We start from the raw sequence: 16,061 nt of genomic DNA on the forward strand, positions 1-16,061 counted from the left end.
CTCGAATTCAGCAAGCCCTCCGAGAACGGTCAACATCAATCTGCCGTGCGGGGTCGTGGTGTCGGCCCATGCGTCGGCGAGCGAGCGGAATCCGGCTCCGGCCATCGCCACGGTGTCGAGCGTGTTGAGTAGGTCGCGCGTCGATCGCGCCAGCCGGTCGAGACGTGTCACAAGCAACACGTCGCCGTTGCCGAGCGAGGCGATGGCGCGGCGCAACTGGGCACGGTCGGTCTTCGCGCCGCTGGCCGTCTCCTTGAAAATCTTTTCCGCACCAGCGGCGCGGAGCTGCGCACCTGAGCGTCAACGCTCTGGCCGTCCGTCGAGACGCGGGCATATCCGAAAATCGTCATGCGGACAGGGTAGGGAAGCGCTCAACTTTTGCAACAAACTTTTGCACATCGGAAGCCCTTGAAAAGCAAGGGCGCGGCGCGTGTTGCAAAAGTCTTAACTTCTGCAATAAAGTCTTTAATCATTAGGGTGTGCGGGGAAGGCGGTGTATCGCTGTTTGTTTCCTCGGGCTTGGCGTAGCGGTCGCGGAAGTGACGTTCGTTATGGCACTCGCTTCTGGTCGCGCGCCTCACAAGGAGAATTAGCCAGGATTTACCGTCCGGCGGTCGAGCGCTTCTCAAAATTCGCCGCGTCGGCTATCTTGGACTCGACTGACGAGTTGTTTTTAAGATCGGTACGAATGTTCGACAAAGCATTAGGCGTAACCTCGGGAGTCGCCGAGGGAAAAGAGAAGTTTCACGCTCTCGACGCGTTGCGCGGCGTCGCCGCTGTTTCGATCGTCCACGATGCATTTCAAGGATTTTTTCCAGCCCTATTTCGCGGCGCACGGCTATCTGGCCGTTGATTTGTTCTTCGTCATAAGCGGCGCCGTCATAGAAAGCGCATACGCTGGGCCTTTCGTCAGAGGATTGAGTGCATTCAAATTCGTAAAAATTCGGCTGATCCGATTCTATCCGCTCTATATCGTCGCAATTCTGCTTGCGGCGTCGGGCGCAGTCGCCAGCTATTTCGGAAACAACAAGAGCGGATTTCACGATTTGCAGAGCGTAGCGACGTCCGCCGTCTTGTCGCTAGCTTTCATTCCTTCTCCGAACGCCGCGACCAGTGGCTCGTTGTTTCCGCTCAATGCCGCCATCTGGTCGCTGCTTTTCGAGCTTGTCGTGAATTTCGGCTATGCGCTGCTTTGGGAACGCCTCCAAAGAATGGAAATACTGTTCGCCGTGATTCTGGCGTCCGGCGCGATCTTGGCGCTCGCTTCCCTCTATTTCGGGAGCGTCGATTATGGGCCTCACGGATCGACTGCCGATTTCATTGTGGGCTTCGCGCGCGCGACATTCGGATTTTTCTGCGGAGTCGCTATCTTCAGGTTGAACAGAGACACGCACGCCGCTTCGACCGACTTGCCGTCCTCAGCCAATCAGTTCGGCTTTCTCGCCGTAACTGGCTTTGTCGCGCTCATTCTCTTTCTGGAGTCGCCCGTCTCGTTGATCGGCGCAATTGACGCGATCATGGTCCTGTTCGCCTTTCCGGCGATCGTATGGGCGTCTATGCGCGTGGATCTGCGGGGACCGTGGAGAAAGCTTTCGTTGGTTCTGGGAGAAGCCTCCTACGCGGTCTATGTCCTGCATCTGCCGGTGCTGGGGCTCGCGGCGGCGATCAGCGTTCGATTTGGAAATATCATCGTCGCCAAGGCTCCCTATTCGGGTTGCGTCGTCATCGTCGTTCTGATCGCGGCTTGTTGGCTGCTCGACAAAATCTATGACGCGCCTGTCCGAAGATGGTTGCGCGACTCTGGTGCAAACAGCGCGAGCGGGGCATAATTTGTCGGGGCGCGGCGCCCCGGTTAACAAAGGAGAAATGGTTGGAGATGCGCGTTGGCTCGGCGCCAACGGCGAACCGATCGATCTTCTTTTGCCATGTTCCGCAAAGGGGGCGGAGCGTGGGCCCGATTGATCGGCCGATTTTAATCGCGCGTAAAATCAGCCGTTTCACACCAACGCAGCCGCGACATTTCCGTGGCCGCCTCAAAGACGTAGCTATATCAGAAAATGGCTCGCTTATTTTAGCGCCTATGCGGGGATCGGTGCTCGTGCCGCCTATCTCGCCCGCAGCAGATTGAGGCGCTGTCCGCTCAGCGCGCCCAGGGCGAGCGACCTAGCTCCGGCTATGTCGAGCCACAGAGCGGCAATGCCATAGGCGATGGCCCCGCTCGCTGCCAGCACAGTGAAAGACACGCCGCTTCGACCGGGTAGCAATGTCTCGACCGCGAGCACCGCTAGCGTCATGATTGCACTGGCGGAGATGACCCGCAGCAGCGGGCCGACGAGCAACGGCATCGGATGCGCATAGCGCGTCATCGCAAAGGCGACGAATAATCCGACGCCCTCCGCCAGCACGAGAGAAATCGCCGCGCCGGGCAGTCCGAAGACCACGGTCAGCGGCCAAAGGGCGCAGATGTTGACCGCGAGCGTCGCCGCCCCGTGAGCGATCGTCAGCTCCGGACGCTTGGCGAGGTGAAAGCTGATGTGGACGTACGAATTCGAGATCGACGAGAACAGCCAGGCGAAGGCCAGGATCGGCATGATCGTCGCGGCAGTCTCGCGAAAGGCCGGCCCGAGTAGAAACGAAGCGAGATGAGGGCTTGTCAACGCCGCGCCTATCGACACGGGCAGCAAGATAGCGAGCAGAAGTTCCCCGGATTCCTCGAGGTGAAGACGCGCGGCGCCCTCGTCTCCCTCGGAGAGCGCGCGCACCGCGAGAGGGATGGCCGCCGCCGCGACGGCGCTGGAGGGGATGAGGATGATCTGGCGGATGAGATCCGCCGAGGCGCCATAGAGTCCCGCGGCGCTATCGCCTAGCGACCATGCAACGAACAGCCGGTCGAGCGAGCTGTGGAAGGTGAAGACGAAGCCGGAAATCGTGATCGGAGCTCCCAGACGAAGGAAGGTCTTCAGCTTCGAGAGATCGATCGGCGCGATCGGCCGCGTCCAGATCGCTGGCGTCGAGTAGGCGATCGCCACGAAATAGGCCGCGGCGGCCATCGCCAGCTGGCCAACGCCGCCGCCGCCGAGCCCGGCCACGACGAGGCAGAGCCCGAAGGCTGCGACCGAACGCAATATCGAGGAGAGGACATAGGCTCTCGTCTGCAGCCGCGACTTCAATAATTCCTGGCCGAGCTCGAACAGGCTGAGGCCCAGCGAAAACACCAGCGCGCAGGCCGCGCGCGCCGGGGACAGCCCGGAAAAATAGGCAACGCCGGCGACCGCCACGGGCGCCACGGCCGCCGAGAGACCATACGCGGCCAACGAGGTCGCGCGGACGTCGACGCCATCCCCCTCGGACTGAAAGCGCATGGCCGAATAGCGCACCCAAGTGAACAGCACTGCGGAAACGAAGCCGCCGACGCTGACGCCGACCACATAGACGCCATATTCGGCGGGATCGAGCAGGCGCGTGAAGGCGACGGCGCTCAGAAAGCCGAAGATCCCCGAGACGGCGCTCGCAGTCAGATAGTGCGAGGTATGGCGAAACAGCATTTTCGGCTCGATCTCTCCAGATTATGTGCTTTTCCAGCGCCTCGTCGCGTGAACCGGGCTCCTGCCGGACGAGCCGGCGGTCAGTCGCGCGTAAACGCCGACGAATCCTAGCCGCAGACATCTCGTATTCGGTTACGCGAGCCGCGCAACTGGCGTGCCAAAACCAGAATCGAGGAGAAAACGCGCGCTATCAGCGGCGATCGGCCGAAAGCGGATCGGTTACGGCCTCGCCTGTGCCGATACGACACGACCGACTCCTCCGCGGCCTCAGGGGCGAACCAGATCGCGGATCGCGCGATAGAGACGCCGCGCTCTCGTTTTCTCCCGGAGAGCGTCGCTCCAATCGATCATGCTCGAATTGACGTCGTAATCCCCCCTCTGAGCATCCGGAATATCGCCAGCGACGATGCGGGCGATGAGGTTCGGCAGCTCTCGATAGAAGGTTTCTGAACGATAGGGCGGATGCAGTGAATACATGCCCTTTCCCGATCCGAGAAAGTCGATGCGGCGCAGTCCGTGGCGCCTCATGGCCGCGGTAAAGAGCTCCTCAACCGGCAGGGACAGTGGCGATTGGCGGTAGATCCGCGCTCGAAGCCGACGCTTCGCGTTCGGCCGCACGATCTCGAGCGCGCCGACGCGCGCATCGAAGCGTCGCTGGTCGAGAACGAAAATGCGCGTGCTCACGCTATGGAAACCATAGGCGAGGTAATCGGCGGCAAGGCGCGTCGGTCTCGGCAGCGCGTCGCTTCCGGGAAAATAGCGATGCAGATCGGCGAGCGCGCCGTCGACCGTCGGCGGTCCGGGCAATGGACTGGCGAATAGCGCATCGGGCGTCTGCTCGAACCAGCCGATGGCTTCGTCGAGCCAGGCCTGGCTTCCCCCACCAAACAGCATGTCGCTGTCCATATGCAGGATATAATCGGTCCGCGCGGAGCAGGCCGTAGAAATAGGCGTGTAGCGGCCCGCCATCATAAGCTTTTTCCGGGACGTCCGCGCTGGAATCAAAATAGCGCCGCCGTACGGCCTCGCGCGCCTCGGGAGAATAGTCGACCTCCACGATTTCGAGATTGGAAAAACGCGCCGCGAATGTCTCGATATGATCGAAAAGCTGCTTGCGATTCTCGTCATAGCTCGCGCCACGGTAACGGCCTGTGAGACTGCGCTTCGTGTCGATGGTCAGTGTGACGCGCTCGACCTGACGGCCCCAGACCTCGAGCTCGTGTCCGAGCGTGTGCGCCACATGGCGAGCATCGAGCGGATGCATATTGATTTGCAGAGCTGATCGAACAGTCATGACAGACCTTTTCAAGAATGATTTTCGTCAGATCGGATCGTCACGCGCGCGGCTACGCCGTTCTGCCGGTGAAGCGGTCGATCATCTGCATGAACGGCTTGCGGCCGAAGTCGCGATCGAGCGGGAGCGGCCGGTTCGGCAGACCGTCGCGGCGCGGGAACATATATGGAATCCAGCTATAGCGATCCGAAATGCCCAGGTGAGCAGGGCGTCGAGCGGGCCGGCCGTGGTTACCGTGGAAAGAAGATCGCCGACTTGGCGGGCGATGATCTGGTCACGTTCGAGCGGTGACGGCGGCAGCTCCTTGTCGACCACATCGAGCTCCGTGATCAGCACCTTTACTCCCGCTGCATGGAGCTCGCCGACGAAGCGCCCAAGACCATCGCGATCGATCGCCTTCGCACCGCGCAGGTGGCATTGCAGGCCCACTGCATGGAGCGGCGCGCCGGCGTCCAAGAGACGGAAGACGAGATTCCGGAACGCCGCCCGCTTCGCCGGAAAATGCTCGTCGCCGAATTCAACGTCATATTCGTTGAGCACCAGCTGCGCCTGCGGATCGGCAGCCGCCGCAGTCCGAAACGCAAGCGCAAAGTGACGATCGCCGAGCAGATCGAGCCAGAGTGACGGGCGACGATCCGTCGGACGGCGCGCGACGTCCGGAATCGCTTCGTTCACCACGTCCCACGAACGAATGCGCCCACGGTAACGGGAAACGACCGTTTCGATATGCTCGACGAGCGCGCGCTCCGCTTTCGCCGGCGTATCGATCGTCTTCGTCCACTCCGGCATCGAAGCATACCAGACAAGCGTGTGGCCGCGCATGGAAAGCCCGTTTCGCTGCGCGAACGACAGCAGCGAATCGGCTCCATCAAAAGCAAAGGTCGAAGCGTTTGGCCGCAACCTGCTCCATTTCAACTCGTCGACGGGCACGATCAAGCTGCATTGCTCTGCGAGAGCCACCCCTAAGCGCGGATCGGACTTGAGATCGGCCAGTCCGAGCGCCGCACCATATGGCACCCGCCGCTGCGCTTTCCATGACGAGGTCGCCGCACTCGCGGCTGCGGGCGTCATCGCCAATGCGGCGGCGCCGAGGCTGGAGGTCAGGACGTCGCGCCTGTTCCACTTCATGAAGAAGAAATCTCTCTTTGAGAAAAACGTGGCTTCGGATGACCATTGCAGCAAAATTCGATCCAGCAGAAGCCGAACGGAGAAGACCGCGCCAAAGCGCCCTTCGTCCAACTCAGACGCCAGCACCACGCCAAAATTGGCCTAGTCTTTGCTGTTTTCGATCGGCATCCGGTCGAAGAGGTTCTTTTTGATACGGTTCGTGTTTCAGCTGGATCGAGTTCGGAAGGTGATGTGAATGAGCGTCAGCGTAGTCATTCCAGTCAAGAACGGCGCGCTTCATCGCAGAAGCGGTCGAGAGCGCCTGTGTCCAAGCCGAGGTCGGGCTGATCGTCGTGGTCGATGACGGCTCCTCCGACTGTACGGTCGATCGTCCGCGCCATGAGCGATCCGCGCCGTTTTGATCGAGAATACTCGGCAAGGTGTTTCCGCCGCACGTAACTCGGGTCTCGACGAAAGTGGTGTCGAGAGGCTGCTCGCACGCCGCCGCATCCTGGGTCGTTTTCCTCGATGCCGACGATCGCTTGCGCTCGGGCGCGGTGTCCGAATTGCTTGCCGGCGTCGATGACGATGGCGTCGCGGTCTACGGCGACTACGATCGATCGACGAGAACGGAGCGTTCATCGGGCGCCGACGATTCATCCGCGGCAAGCGCAAACCCAGCGGAGACGTCCTCGGACGGATTCTCGCTGGAAACTTTCTGGTCAACGGCGGCGTGATGCTGATCCGCATCGACATCTTTCACCAGTATCGGTGGCTTCGACGAGACGCTCCGCCACTGCGAAGATTGGCACGCCTTCTGCCGATTGGCGGCAACCGGTCGGATCGTCTGGCGGCCGAACGCCCATGTGCTCGATTATCGCGTTCACCGTTGCGGCACGATGATGGACTCATCTATTGACTATCGCCGATATGAGACGGCATTGGAGCGGGTTTTCGCAGACCCGCTGATCTGCGGACGCTTCAACTCCCATCGACTGGAGCGTCTGCGCCGCAGATCAGAAGCGCATCTGCGCACCTATCTCGCTTGCCAGACATTCCGCTCCGGAGCCTATCTGCGAGCAGTTCGCCAAGCAACACAAGCGATTATGGCGCTTCCGTCGCACGCGCCGAACGTCGTGCTTCGACTGGTCGGAGCCGCAGCAGGAATTTAGAGCGCGTCCCCATCGGAGGCCCGCTTGCCTTCGACGGGCACACAGGAGAATAGAAAGTGTCGGGTTCTCAGACCGAATCGAATGTCGCAGCAGTCGTCTGCGTTCCAACATTTCGTCGCCCGACGCATCTCGAAAAGACGCTTGCCTCGCTCGCTCATCAAGCCGAGGGCGTGAATTTCGCGGTCGTGGTCGTCGAAAACGACAGCGAACGTCGCGAGGGCAAGGTCGTCGCAGACGCCTTTTTGAAATCGGGGGCGCTTCGAGGAGTGTGTGTCGTCGAGCCACAACGGGGAAATTGCAGGGCGATCAATCGCGCCTTCGAGACCGCTCTCGATAGTTTCCCGAGCGCCGAATTCATTCTCATGATCGACGATGACGAGATCGCGAGCCCATTATGGCTTCTGGAGATGGTCGGTGGGGCGCGACAGAGCGGCGCTGACATCGTCGGCGGGCCGGTCGTTCGTTCGTTCGAGACCGCTCCCGATCGCGCGGCCACGCTTCATCCGGTGTTCGATCCCGGCCTGTCTTTCTCCCGTTTCATTCCCTCGCTTCTCGGCTCAGGAAATTGTCTGCTCCGACGCCATGTGTTCGAATCCTTCGAGGCCCCTTACTTCGACCTCCGATTCAATTTTCTCGGCGGCGGCGACATGGATTTCTTCAAGCGATGCCGCCTGAAGGGATTCACCACCTATTGGAGCAACGATGCGATCGTGACTGAGAGCGTTCCAGCGCAGCGCATGAAGGCCCGCTGGATCTTGCGCCGCGGCCTCGCCATTGGCGCAATCAACTATCAGATCGACTGCAAGCGCCATCCGAGCCGTCTCGGTCGCTCACTGATCTTCATCAAGAATTTCTTGACGCTCCCGCTCTCGGCGTTGCGCGCTGTCTCGATGTTTCAGCGAACGCGCTGCCTATTGCCGACATTGCATCCGATCTGCGTCGCCACGGGACGCAATCTCGCGGCGTTCGGCTTTTCACCCAGCCCCTATAAGCAAGCCAAGCAGACCGAACTCGACGCCGAGAGACTTACCGCCCACCCGTCGATGTGACGTCGCCGCGCACGCACAAGATGGCGTCACCTTGGTTCTGCCATTCGTCGAACGATATCGCATCCCGGCAATGCGTGCCGTCGACGCGGTCAAAACGGCTTGACGCTATAGAGCCGCACGTAATTGACATTCATAATGAGAGGATCTGGCGTCGTCGCATCGGGTCGCAAGTTAATATTTGACTCCATCCAACTGGCGTCCATGACATAGTTCATGAGAGGCGTCAGCGACACTCCCTGATAGGCGTTCACGAGAGAAGCAGGAGCCGAATAGATCAACTGTTGGTCGAGATAAAAATCTATATGCTGCGCCGTCCAGTCCAGGCCATAGGTATGAAACTGCCCGTCGATCAGACCGATGTGCTGCCCGACCGTGGTTCCCGCGTTGTCGTTTTGTCCGCCGGAATAGATCGTTGTATAAAAGGAGGAGGAATGCCCGAAGAATTCAAGCAGATCAATTTCCGCGTGCGGCATGTTGGGGTTTGCCCCGGGAGTTGAATAGAACCATAGCGCCGGAAACATTCCGGGCCCAGCGTTCGGAAAGGCCGCACGAAACTCGAAATAGCCGTAAGTAAAACCAGGGAAGACTGCCGGATTGGCCTCCAGATGGCCGCCAATGAATGACGGAACCGGGCCGCCCACGCCTTGCGCCGTCATCTCCGCCTGGATGGCTGACACGAGGTTGCTCGGCGTTGGTCTCGCGGAAATCGTCAAATAGCCGTTCGCCTGCGAAAAAGGGGACACTCCGAGCATCGTCGGATCATTCGGGTTAATGTCGAAAGTTCCGCCAGGCCGGCTGCAGATTCCTGAAGCGACATCCGCGGCCGCGCATGGCGAAGCGGCGAAATCGACATAACCTTGCGTCGGCGACTGCCAAGTCATGTCGTTCGGCATCCATGCGCCCGCCGTGGCGTTCGACGCGGTCCTCAATGTGAGCGGCGTGACACTGAAATCCTGCTCCCAAAGCAGAACCGCGCCATTTCCGGTGAGAACCGGCGGACTTGTCGACGGATTGGCGCTGACGTCGAGCGAAGCGAGGAAAGGCGATTGAGCGAGCCCGGTCCATGGATTATTGTAATTGACCGAGATAAATCCCTTATAATTCGTCAGTTCGGCGTTAGTCGGAATGTCAATAGTGAAATTGACTGTATTGGAGCCGGCATCGAGCGCGACCACCTGACAGTTCCCGAAACTATATTGATCAGGAGCCACGAATCCAATGCATACTGAATTGGCGTTCGTCGCCGTCGGCGTGGACAATGTCGCCGTGACATTTAATTGTCCGCCCGGAGTCGTGACCCCAGAATAATTCATCGATGAAAATGAAAACAATATTGTTGGCGACACTTGGGCGACCGTCAATGTGGTCAAGGACGGCGACTGGGCGATAGCACCCCATGGATTTGTATTGTTTACAAAAATATATCCGCTGTAACTCGTTATTTCTGCATCTCCTGGAATATTCAAGTCGAGATTGATCGCGTTGACACCAACGCCGAGAGCGATGTCGCGACAACCCCAGAAATTGTATTGATCCGGGGCGGAGAACACAACGCAGATCGAATCGGTATTTATAGCGGCCGACGCCGTCAAAGTGGCGACGACACTCAGTTGGCCGCCCCTCTGGAAGTTCCCTGAATATGTCAATGAAGAGAATGAATAGGTTGCTTCCGCCTGCCCAGGCGAATTCGCAATAGTACAAATAATCGTAAACAATAACGCGATGTTCTGCCTAACTTTCATAACAAACCTCATTGGTCTAATACGGCGTAAAATTGCTATAAAGCGCCGTGATACGCATGATCTTCGCTTCGCGTCCAAGGTTGCCGCCGCCGCCGACCTTGGACGCGAAGCGTCTGGAAGCTGTGACGGGTCGGAAAGAGATCTCGAAGACGACGCGAGTAGGCCGCCAGAACTCTCCGCCGATTCAAACCCATGTGCCACTTCCGCCAACCCAACTGAATTTTCGGGGCTAGTATGATCTATTGTTCCCCATGAAGACATTGCCGATTTGGGCGTCATACTGGTTGCCATAATCGGTACTTCCAGACACACGTGCGACAGTGCCAGTGCTGTCGTCGTAGACGACGGAAACGATTGCGCCACCCGTGGCGCCCTGAATTTGGTTGCTTGAAATGACGATCTGCCCGGCCCCGCTTTGAGCGCTATAGCCGATGCCGATCGGACTATTCAGAACCAAATTGCCATTGACATTAAGATCGTGGGTCGATGCATTATGGCCTGGGTTGATCCCGATTCCTGCGGCTCCGTCAACGAGGTTGCCCGAAATGACGGCGGCGCCTTCCGCATAAATGCCGAAGGCGATGCTGACAGTCGGAACATATCCTGGATCATTGATCGTCTGATGGATGATGTTAGTCACACGGTTGCCCGTGATGGCGACGCTCTTTGCGGCGCCTTGACCGCCGGTTCCAGAATTGGCGACCGCAATTCCATTGCCCGCCGTGTCGATAATGTTCCCCGAGACGACAGCGCCGTTCAGGTCGATTCCCGCGGTTGGCGCTTCGATGAATATCGCCATCTCCCGAGAGCCATAGCAGTTATTGCCTTGAATAACGAAATCTCCGCCGCCATTGCATCGGATCGCAGAATATTGGCACCCGCTGATGGTGTTTGCCGTTATTGTGACAGCGACCGCCCGGAAGACGAGAATGCCATTCCCATTTTGACCCGTGCCACTTCCGCTTTGAATGCCATTGATATTATTCTCGGATACAATGCTGCCATTGCCAGTGACGGTCGATGTCCAAATCAATATGCCGTTATTGGCACAATTCTGGACTGTATTTCCATTGATACGCGAAGTGGCGTCTACTGCCCAAATGCCGTAGCTGCATTGATAGACGAGATTATCTCGTATCGTGCAAGCAGATCCAGAAACATACACACCACACGCCACCGAATTATAGAACTGGTTATTGATTATTTCACAATACGGCGCATTGGTGACAGAAAGAAGCGCCGATGAATCGCTTAAATTCGTGAAATTGACGTTACTTCCGTTGAAATTGATGCCGTCAATCTTGCAGCAATATATACCGTTAATAGTCAAAATATTGTTGCCGGACGTGAGCTGCAACACGACCGTGCCCGGAATTGCATAGACGGACAGTGTTTGTCCCCCACCAGTGCTCGAGTTCACGAGAATTTCGGTTGTCGTATAGACGCCTGGCTTGATGAACAATGGAAGGCCTCCGCTCCGAGCTTGGTCAAAAGCGGATTGAACATTGGCGACAGTGGACCATCCGGTGCCTGGAGACGATGACGCATTCTGAAGGACGACGGCGGTGTCGGAAACTTTCGTGTAGAGAGCCACAGTCCAAATCTCCAAGGTAGGCAGATGAAATTACTTATAAATCGCGCAGCTATAATCCATTTAACTGCACTTAAACGCGCGATTGCGACAGCAGGGGTGCATAGTCACGACGAAGCTTAATGGGGAATCATCGATATTTCCAGTCCCCTCAGTAGCGGGTCGTATGCGAAGACGATGTCGTCGATACGCTGTCTTCGCGAGGACTCTCCGACTGCGCTTTGGCGGCTCGCGTAATCCAACTCCGCATGGGGACTGTCAGGAATCTTGTGTGCGGGGCCGGGTTTCCATCACGCCGCGACGAAGCGATCGTCGAACATGATGGCGAATTGATTTTTCGCCTCGCACCATTCGCGCGGCGCCATTTTCCACTCCCCGGCGACTTGGCGCAAGACGAGATAGAGGAGCTTCATCGCCGCATCGTCAGTCGGAAAATGCCCTCTCGTCCGCACGGCGCGCCGCAGCTTCGCGTTCAAGGATTCTATGGCGTTCGTCGTGTAGATGATCCGCCGTACCGCGATCGGAAAGGCGAAAAACGGGATGACCTGCTCCCAATTGCGCCGCCAGCCCTGCGCGATCGACGGATATTTCTTGCCCCAATGGCCGCCGTCGAAGGCCTCCAACGCCTCTTTGGCCGCCTCGGCGGTCGGGGCGCGATAGATCGTCTTCAGCGCGGCGGCGATCGCCTTGCGGTCCTTGTATGAGGCGAATTCCATCGAGTTTCGAATGAGATGCACGATGCAGGTCTGCACGGTCGTCTGCGGAAACACCGCATTGATCGCCTCCGGAAAGCCCTTCAGGCCGTCGACCACGGCGATCAGTATGTCGCCGACGCCGCGGTTCTTCAGCTCGTTCATCACCCGAAGCCAGAATTTGGCGCCCTCCGAGGTCTCGATCCAAAGCCCCAGAATGTCCTTCGTTCCGTCCGGCGTGACGCCGAGCGCCACATAGACGGCCTTGTTGCGGACCAGGCCTTCGTCGCGGATTTTGACGCGCAGCGCGTCGAAGAAAACCAAGGGATACATCGCCTCGAGCGGCCGGTTCTGCCATTCGGCGACGGTCTCCAGCACGGCGTCGGTGACTGTCGAGATCAGATCGGGCGAGACTTCCAGGCCGTAGAGCTCGAGCAAATGGCCCTGGATCTCGCGCACCGTCATGCCGCGCGCATACATCGACACGATTTTCTCGTCGAAGCCGGGAAAGCGGCGCTGATAGCGCGCGATCAGCTTGGGATCGAAGCTCCCCTCCCGGTCCCGCGGGACCCTGATGTCGATCTTCGACGTCTCGGTCAGCACGGTCTTCTTCGAATAGCCGTTGCGGTGGTTCGCCTTGCCCGCCGCCGCTTCGCTCTCGAGATGGTCGTCCATCTCCGCGTTCAGAACCCGTTCCGCCAGCGCCTTCTTCAGCTCATCGAACAAGCCATCCTTGGAAAAAAACCTCCTTCGGATCGCGTCCCGACAGCAATTGGTCCAATGTGCCCTTCTTGATCGCCATAGCCCGCCTCCTGCGGTTCTACTATGGCCCCACACACAAGATTCCTGACAGTCCCTCCGCATGGGTCGCTCGAAATAACGGTAGGAGAGCAAGGACAGCACGATCGTAATCCAGAAGCTCGCGAAGGCGAAGGCGAATGTCCACGGGGTCTCGATCAGATGCAGACGCCGCGCCGCCACCAAAAACGGCACGCTCACAAGAACGTGCGACATGTAGAGGGCGTAAGAACTCTCCCCGAGAACGAGGAGAACTTGGCTCTTCATCACAGAGGGGACGCCTCTTGCATCGGCAAGAGCAGCAAAAGCGATGAGCGAACAGAAGACCGGCAGAACCAATTCACGCCGAACGTCGAGAGATAGCACGACCAGCGCACTCGCAGCCAGCGCGTGAACAGTCCACCAAGATGGTTTGCCGCGTAACTGACCATTGCATATCGCCTCGGCGATCGCGGCACCGGCAAAGAAGCTGGGGAGGGCGCGCAACATTCCAAACTGATACGTCAAATCCATCCAATCCTGTGCGCCGAGTGCATTGTGGACCGCAATCATGGCGGCCACCATCAGCAGTGTGCAAAGCATGCTGAACGCGAGACTGACACGGCGAACGATAGCGAAGACGGCGGGCGCCAGCAGGTAGACAAACCACTCCGCACTTATCGACCACGAGGGCACATTGAAACTCGGATGGTCGAGGAACCCCCAGGCTTGCACGAGGAGCAGATTCACCGGCAGGCCGGAAAGCGCCAATATCTCCGGGTGATTGGGCTGAACGTGCAGGAGATGCGCGATGGCGATGAGCACCAGATAGCAAGCCAAAATCAGGACGTGTAACGGATAGACGCGCGCCCACCGGGCCAGTAGAAACTCCCCGTATTCCCGAGCCGATCCAAAACGGCTCCGATAGCCATGCACGATGACGAAACCGCTGAGCATGAAAAAGAAATCGACCATGCAACTGAGATTTGTGACAAGAGGAAACCAGGTCGCTAGCCCAACTGAAAGTCAATATTATAATGAAATATGACGATGCCACTCGCGGCTAAGAAACGATAGCTGTCCAGCACAACATACCTGGCCGAATTCGTGGACTGCATGGGCGGGCGCCTTGCGAGCAATGTGAAAGCTCCTTCTTGGAGACGGAGCCTGAAGAATTTGCAATCTCTTGACGACCAGAAGCGGAGGATATGTACAATCAGACTGAGCTGCGGTTCTCCGTATAAGATCAGGCCAACGGGTTCGCCGAGGGCGCTTTCGAGCATTTTGCTGCGAACGTGATGCTGGAAAAGGAAGCGATTCATTGGTAACCACTGCATGTATTTGATTTACATACATTACGTCAGCTGGTCAAGCGAGTGATGAATATAGAACCTTGGGAAACCAGCCTTTGGCGAGCAGTTGCACGTTCCGCCGTCCCCCGGAAGCTGGAAACTATTTAATATCAATGCCTTCACATCTCGTTTCAATAACCCTTCAGGATCGCGAACGGCGCCTGCTCGGTTCCCCATGGTTTCAGCCCGGGCTCGATGGCGACGCAAATCCGTACGCGGCCTTTGTTCTCCCCACAGTTCCCGAATTCGATCTTCAATCCCTGATCCCGCATTTTTTGCGCAGTCGCCTTCATGCCGTCGATCTCACCCTGCCGATCGGCCTTTTCCAGCGCCAGATTCGCCAGCTCCGCCCGTTGCCAGGACAAAGACGCCCATAGGCCGAGCACGATCAGCGCCAGGGCGCCGACCGCGCCGGCCAGGATGATGGCGAATGCGCGATCGGAAAACTTCATCGCCTGCTTGTCGAGAATGATTGCAGCGCGATGCGCGTCCTCGATCTGCTGCGTGAAGCCTTTCGCCAGCGGCGCGAACAGCAAGCCCTACAAGGATTTTCTGGCGTTGATGATCGCCGCGCGCGAGCGCGCCGGTCTCACCCAGGAAGGACTCGCCGAGCGCATCGGCCGGACGCAATCTTTTGTCTCGAAATACGAGCGCGGCGAACGTCGCCTCGACGTGGTCGAGTTTGCTGAATTTATAAAAGCGATGGATCTCGACCCGAGCGCCGTGTTTGCTCAATTTCTGCAGCACGCTTTCGACGACATGACGGGATAGCGGCAAGGCTCCGTTTGGAGGATCGAGGTTCCTTCCCTCTGTTCGTTTTACGTTACGGAGGGGCGATGACCGTTCAAGAAGATGGAGCGGCAAGGGTGACCTTGCTGGCCTTTTTTTCATAGGGCGCCAGCGCCCTTCGTCCTTGAATTGTGGTAACATATATGTTACCATTATCTATGCTTGAACTGCGCTATTACCTCCGCGTCGACGGAAAGAGCCCTTTTGAGGATTGGTTCTCCAGTCTGGATTCGGCGGCGGCGGCGAAAGTCGCCGTCGCGCTGGCGCGGCTCGAACAGGGCAACCTCTCGAACGCCAAGGGCGTTGGCGAAGGCGTGCTTGAATACAAGATCGATTGGGGAGCGGGCTACCGCGTTTATTTCGGTCGCGACGGCGACGTGGTGGTGATCCTGCTAACGGGCGGCACCAAGAAGCGCCAGCAAAAGGACATAGAGGCGGCGAAGGCGAGCTGGGCGGATTACAAGCGGCGGAAGGCGCCGCGCATTAACTGACGGAGGCGGCAATGGCGCTCACGAAGAGCTTCAAGGAACTGGTGCAACGCCGCGTCGCGGATGATCCGGCGTTCGCGGAGAATCTTCTCCGTGAAGGTATCGACACCATGCTCGGCGGCGACGTCGAGACGGGCAAATCGATCCTGCGCGACTACATCAACGCGACGGTCGGCTTTGAAAAACTGGCGACGGCGACGGATACGCCGCGGAAGAGCCTCATGCGCATGTTCAGCCCGAGCGGTAATCCGCAGGCGCGGAACCTGTTCGGCGTGCTGGGCTATCTGCAAAAACAGGCCGGCGTGCAATTCCATGTCGCGCCAAAGCCCCATTAGGCGGCCTTCGAGAAGGCCCCGGCCCCGCCCTAATCTTGGGCGTGGGCGCGCTTCTGGATTCGGCTGCTAAACTGTCTCCGACGCACCCGCGGGCAAATTTCAGGCTCCGTGGGGGTGCGCGGGAACGC

At 58.5% G+C, this 16,061-nt stretch carries 14 protein-coding genes and 2 pseudogenes; 7 read left to right on the forward strand and 9 right to left on the reverse strand.

Annotated features, from left to right (window positions below):
• Positions 1–261 (reverse strand): recombinase family protein (locus tag IY145_RS00005; RefSeq protein ID WP_312030521.1); only part of this gene is annotated, 261 nt, incomplete at its 3' end.
• 533 nt (positions 262–794) lie between these two features.
• Between IY145_RS00005 and IY145_RS00010 the strand changes: the two genes are divergently transcribed.
• Positions 795–1,829 (forward strand): acyltransferase family protein, encoded by a 1,035-nt coding sequence (locus IY145_RS00010; protein ID WP_196406386.1) that lies wholly within the window; start codon positions 795–797, stop codon positions 1,827–1,829.
• 276 nt (positions 1,830–2,105) lie between these two features.
• Here IY145_RS00010 and IY145_RS00015 read toward each other — a convergent pair whose 3' ends face one another.
• Positions 2,106–3,545 carry a lipopolysaccharide biosynthesis protein gene (locus tag IY145_RS00015; RefSeq protein ID WP_196406387.1) on the reverse strand — a complete coding sequence of 480 codons (1,440 nt, stop codon included), beginning with the start codon at positions 3,543–3,545 and terminating at the stop codon, positions 2,106–2,108.
• 267 nt (positions 3,546–3,812) lie between these two features.
• Positions 3,813–4,517, reverse strand: coding sequence for a hypothetical protein (locus IY145_RS00020; RefSeq protein WP_312030518.1), 705 nt, complete (start codon positions 4,515–4,517; stop codon positions 3,813–3,815).
• Between the two features lie 124 nt (positions 4,518–4,641).
• Here IY145_RS00020 and IY145_RS26265 point away from each other — a divergent pair, with 124 nt between their 5' ends.
• Positions 4,642–4,827, forward strand: coding sequence for a hypothetical protein (locus IY145_RS26265; protein ID WP_312030519.1), 186 nt, complete (start codon positions 4,642–4,644; stop codon positions 4,825–4,827).
• A 93-nt stretch (positions 4,828–4,920) separates the two neighbouring features.
• Here IY145_RS26265 and IY145_RS00025 read toward each other — a convergent pair whose 3' ends face one another.
• Positions 4,921–6,096 (reverse strand): endo-1,4-beta-xylanase, encoded by a 1,176-nt coding sequence (locus IY145_RS00025; protein WP_312030520.1) that lies wholly within the window; start codon positions 6,094–6,096, stop codon positions 4,921–4,923.
• 329 nt (positions 6,097–6,425) lie between these two features.
• Here IY145_RS00025 and IY145_RS26410 point away from each other — a divergent pair, with 329 nt between their 5' ends.
• Positions 6,426–6,683, forward strand: coding sequence for a glycosyltransferase (locus IY145_RS26410; protein WP_409455274.1), 258 nt, complete (start codon positions 6,426–6,428; stop codon positions 6,681–6,683).
• 491 nt (positions 6,684–7,174) lie between these two features.
• Positions 7,175–8,167: a glycosyltransferase family 2 protein gene (locus tag IY145_RS00030; protein ID WP_196406388.1), complete on the forward strand. Its 993-nt coding sequence runs from the start codon at positions 7,175–7,177 to the stop codon at positions 8,165–8,167.
• 89 nt (positions 8,168–8,256) lie between these two features.
• Here IY145_RS00030 and IY145_RS00035 read toward each other — a convergent pair whose 3' ends face one another.
• From IY145_RS00035 to IY145_RS00050, 5 genes and pseudogenes are all read right to left on the reverse strand, one after another.
• The gene (locus IY145_RS00035; RefSeq protein ID WP_196406389.1) at positions 8,257–9,909 is read right to left on the reverse strand and encodes a glycoside hydrolase family 16 protein; all 1,653 of its coding nucleotides are present in this window, start codon (positions 9,907–9,909) and stop codon (positions 8,257–8,259) included.
• Between the two features lie 229 nt (positions 9,910–10,138).
• A complete protein-coding gene (locus IY145_RS00040; protein ID WP_196406390.1) occupies positions 10,139–11,503 on the reverse strand; it encodes a TIGR03808 family TAT-translocated repetitive protein in 1,365 nt (454 codons plus the stop codon).
• Between the two features lie 287 nt (positions 11,504–11,790).
• Positions 11,791–12,994: pseudogene (locus tag IY145_RS25165) on the reverse strand (IS256 family transposase).
• 104 nt (positions 12,995–13,098) lie between these two features.
• A pseudogene (locus tag IY145_RS25170) lies at positions 13,099–13,947 on the reverse strand (acyltransferase family protein); the annotation flags it as partial.
• A 505-nt stretch (positions 13,948–14,452) separates the two neighbouring features.
• Positions 14,453–14,857: a hypothetical protein gene (locus tag IY145_RS00050; RefSeq protein ID WP_196406414.1), complete on the reverse strand. Its 405-nt coding sequence runs from the start codon at positions 14,855–14,857 to the stop codon at positions 14,453–14,455.
• A gap of 25 nt (positions 14,858–14,882) precedes the next feature.
• On the opposite strand from IY145_RS00050, the gene IY145_RS00055 reads away from it, so the two are divergent.
• The 3 genes from IY145_RS00055 (at position 14,883) to IY145_RS00065 (ending at position 15,933) form a co-directional block, all read left to right on the forward strand.
• The gene (locus IY145_RS00055) at positions 14,883–15,092 is read left to right on the forward strand and encodes a helix-turn-helix domain-containing protein (protein WP_246721607.1); all 210 of its coding nucleotides are present in this window, start codon (positions 14,883–14,885) and stop codon (positions 15,090–15,092) included.
• A gap of 161 nt (positions 15,093–15,253) precedes the next feature.
• Entirely contained in the window at positions 15,254–15,601 is a 348-nt protein-coding gene (locus IY145_RS00060) for a type II toxin-antitoxin system RelE/ParE family toxin (RefSeq protein WP_246721608.1), read from the forward strand.
• 11 nt (positions 15,602–15,612) lie between these two features.
• On the forward strand, positions 15,613–15,933 hold the full coding sequence (locus IY145_RS00065) for a transcriptional regulator (RefSeq protein WP_196406392.1): 321 nt from the start codon (positions 15,613–15,615) through the stop codon (positions 15,931–15,933).
• Positions 15,934–16,061: the final 128 nt, after the last annotated feature.

The sequence above is a fragment of the Methylosinus sp. H3A genome, assembly GCF_015709455.1.
Taxonomy (GTDB): Bacteria; Pseudomonadota; Alphaproteobacteria; order Rhizobiales; family Beijerinckiaceae; genus Methylosinus.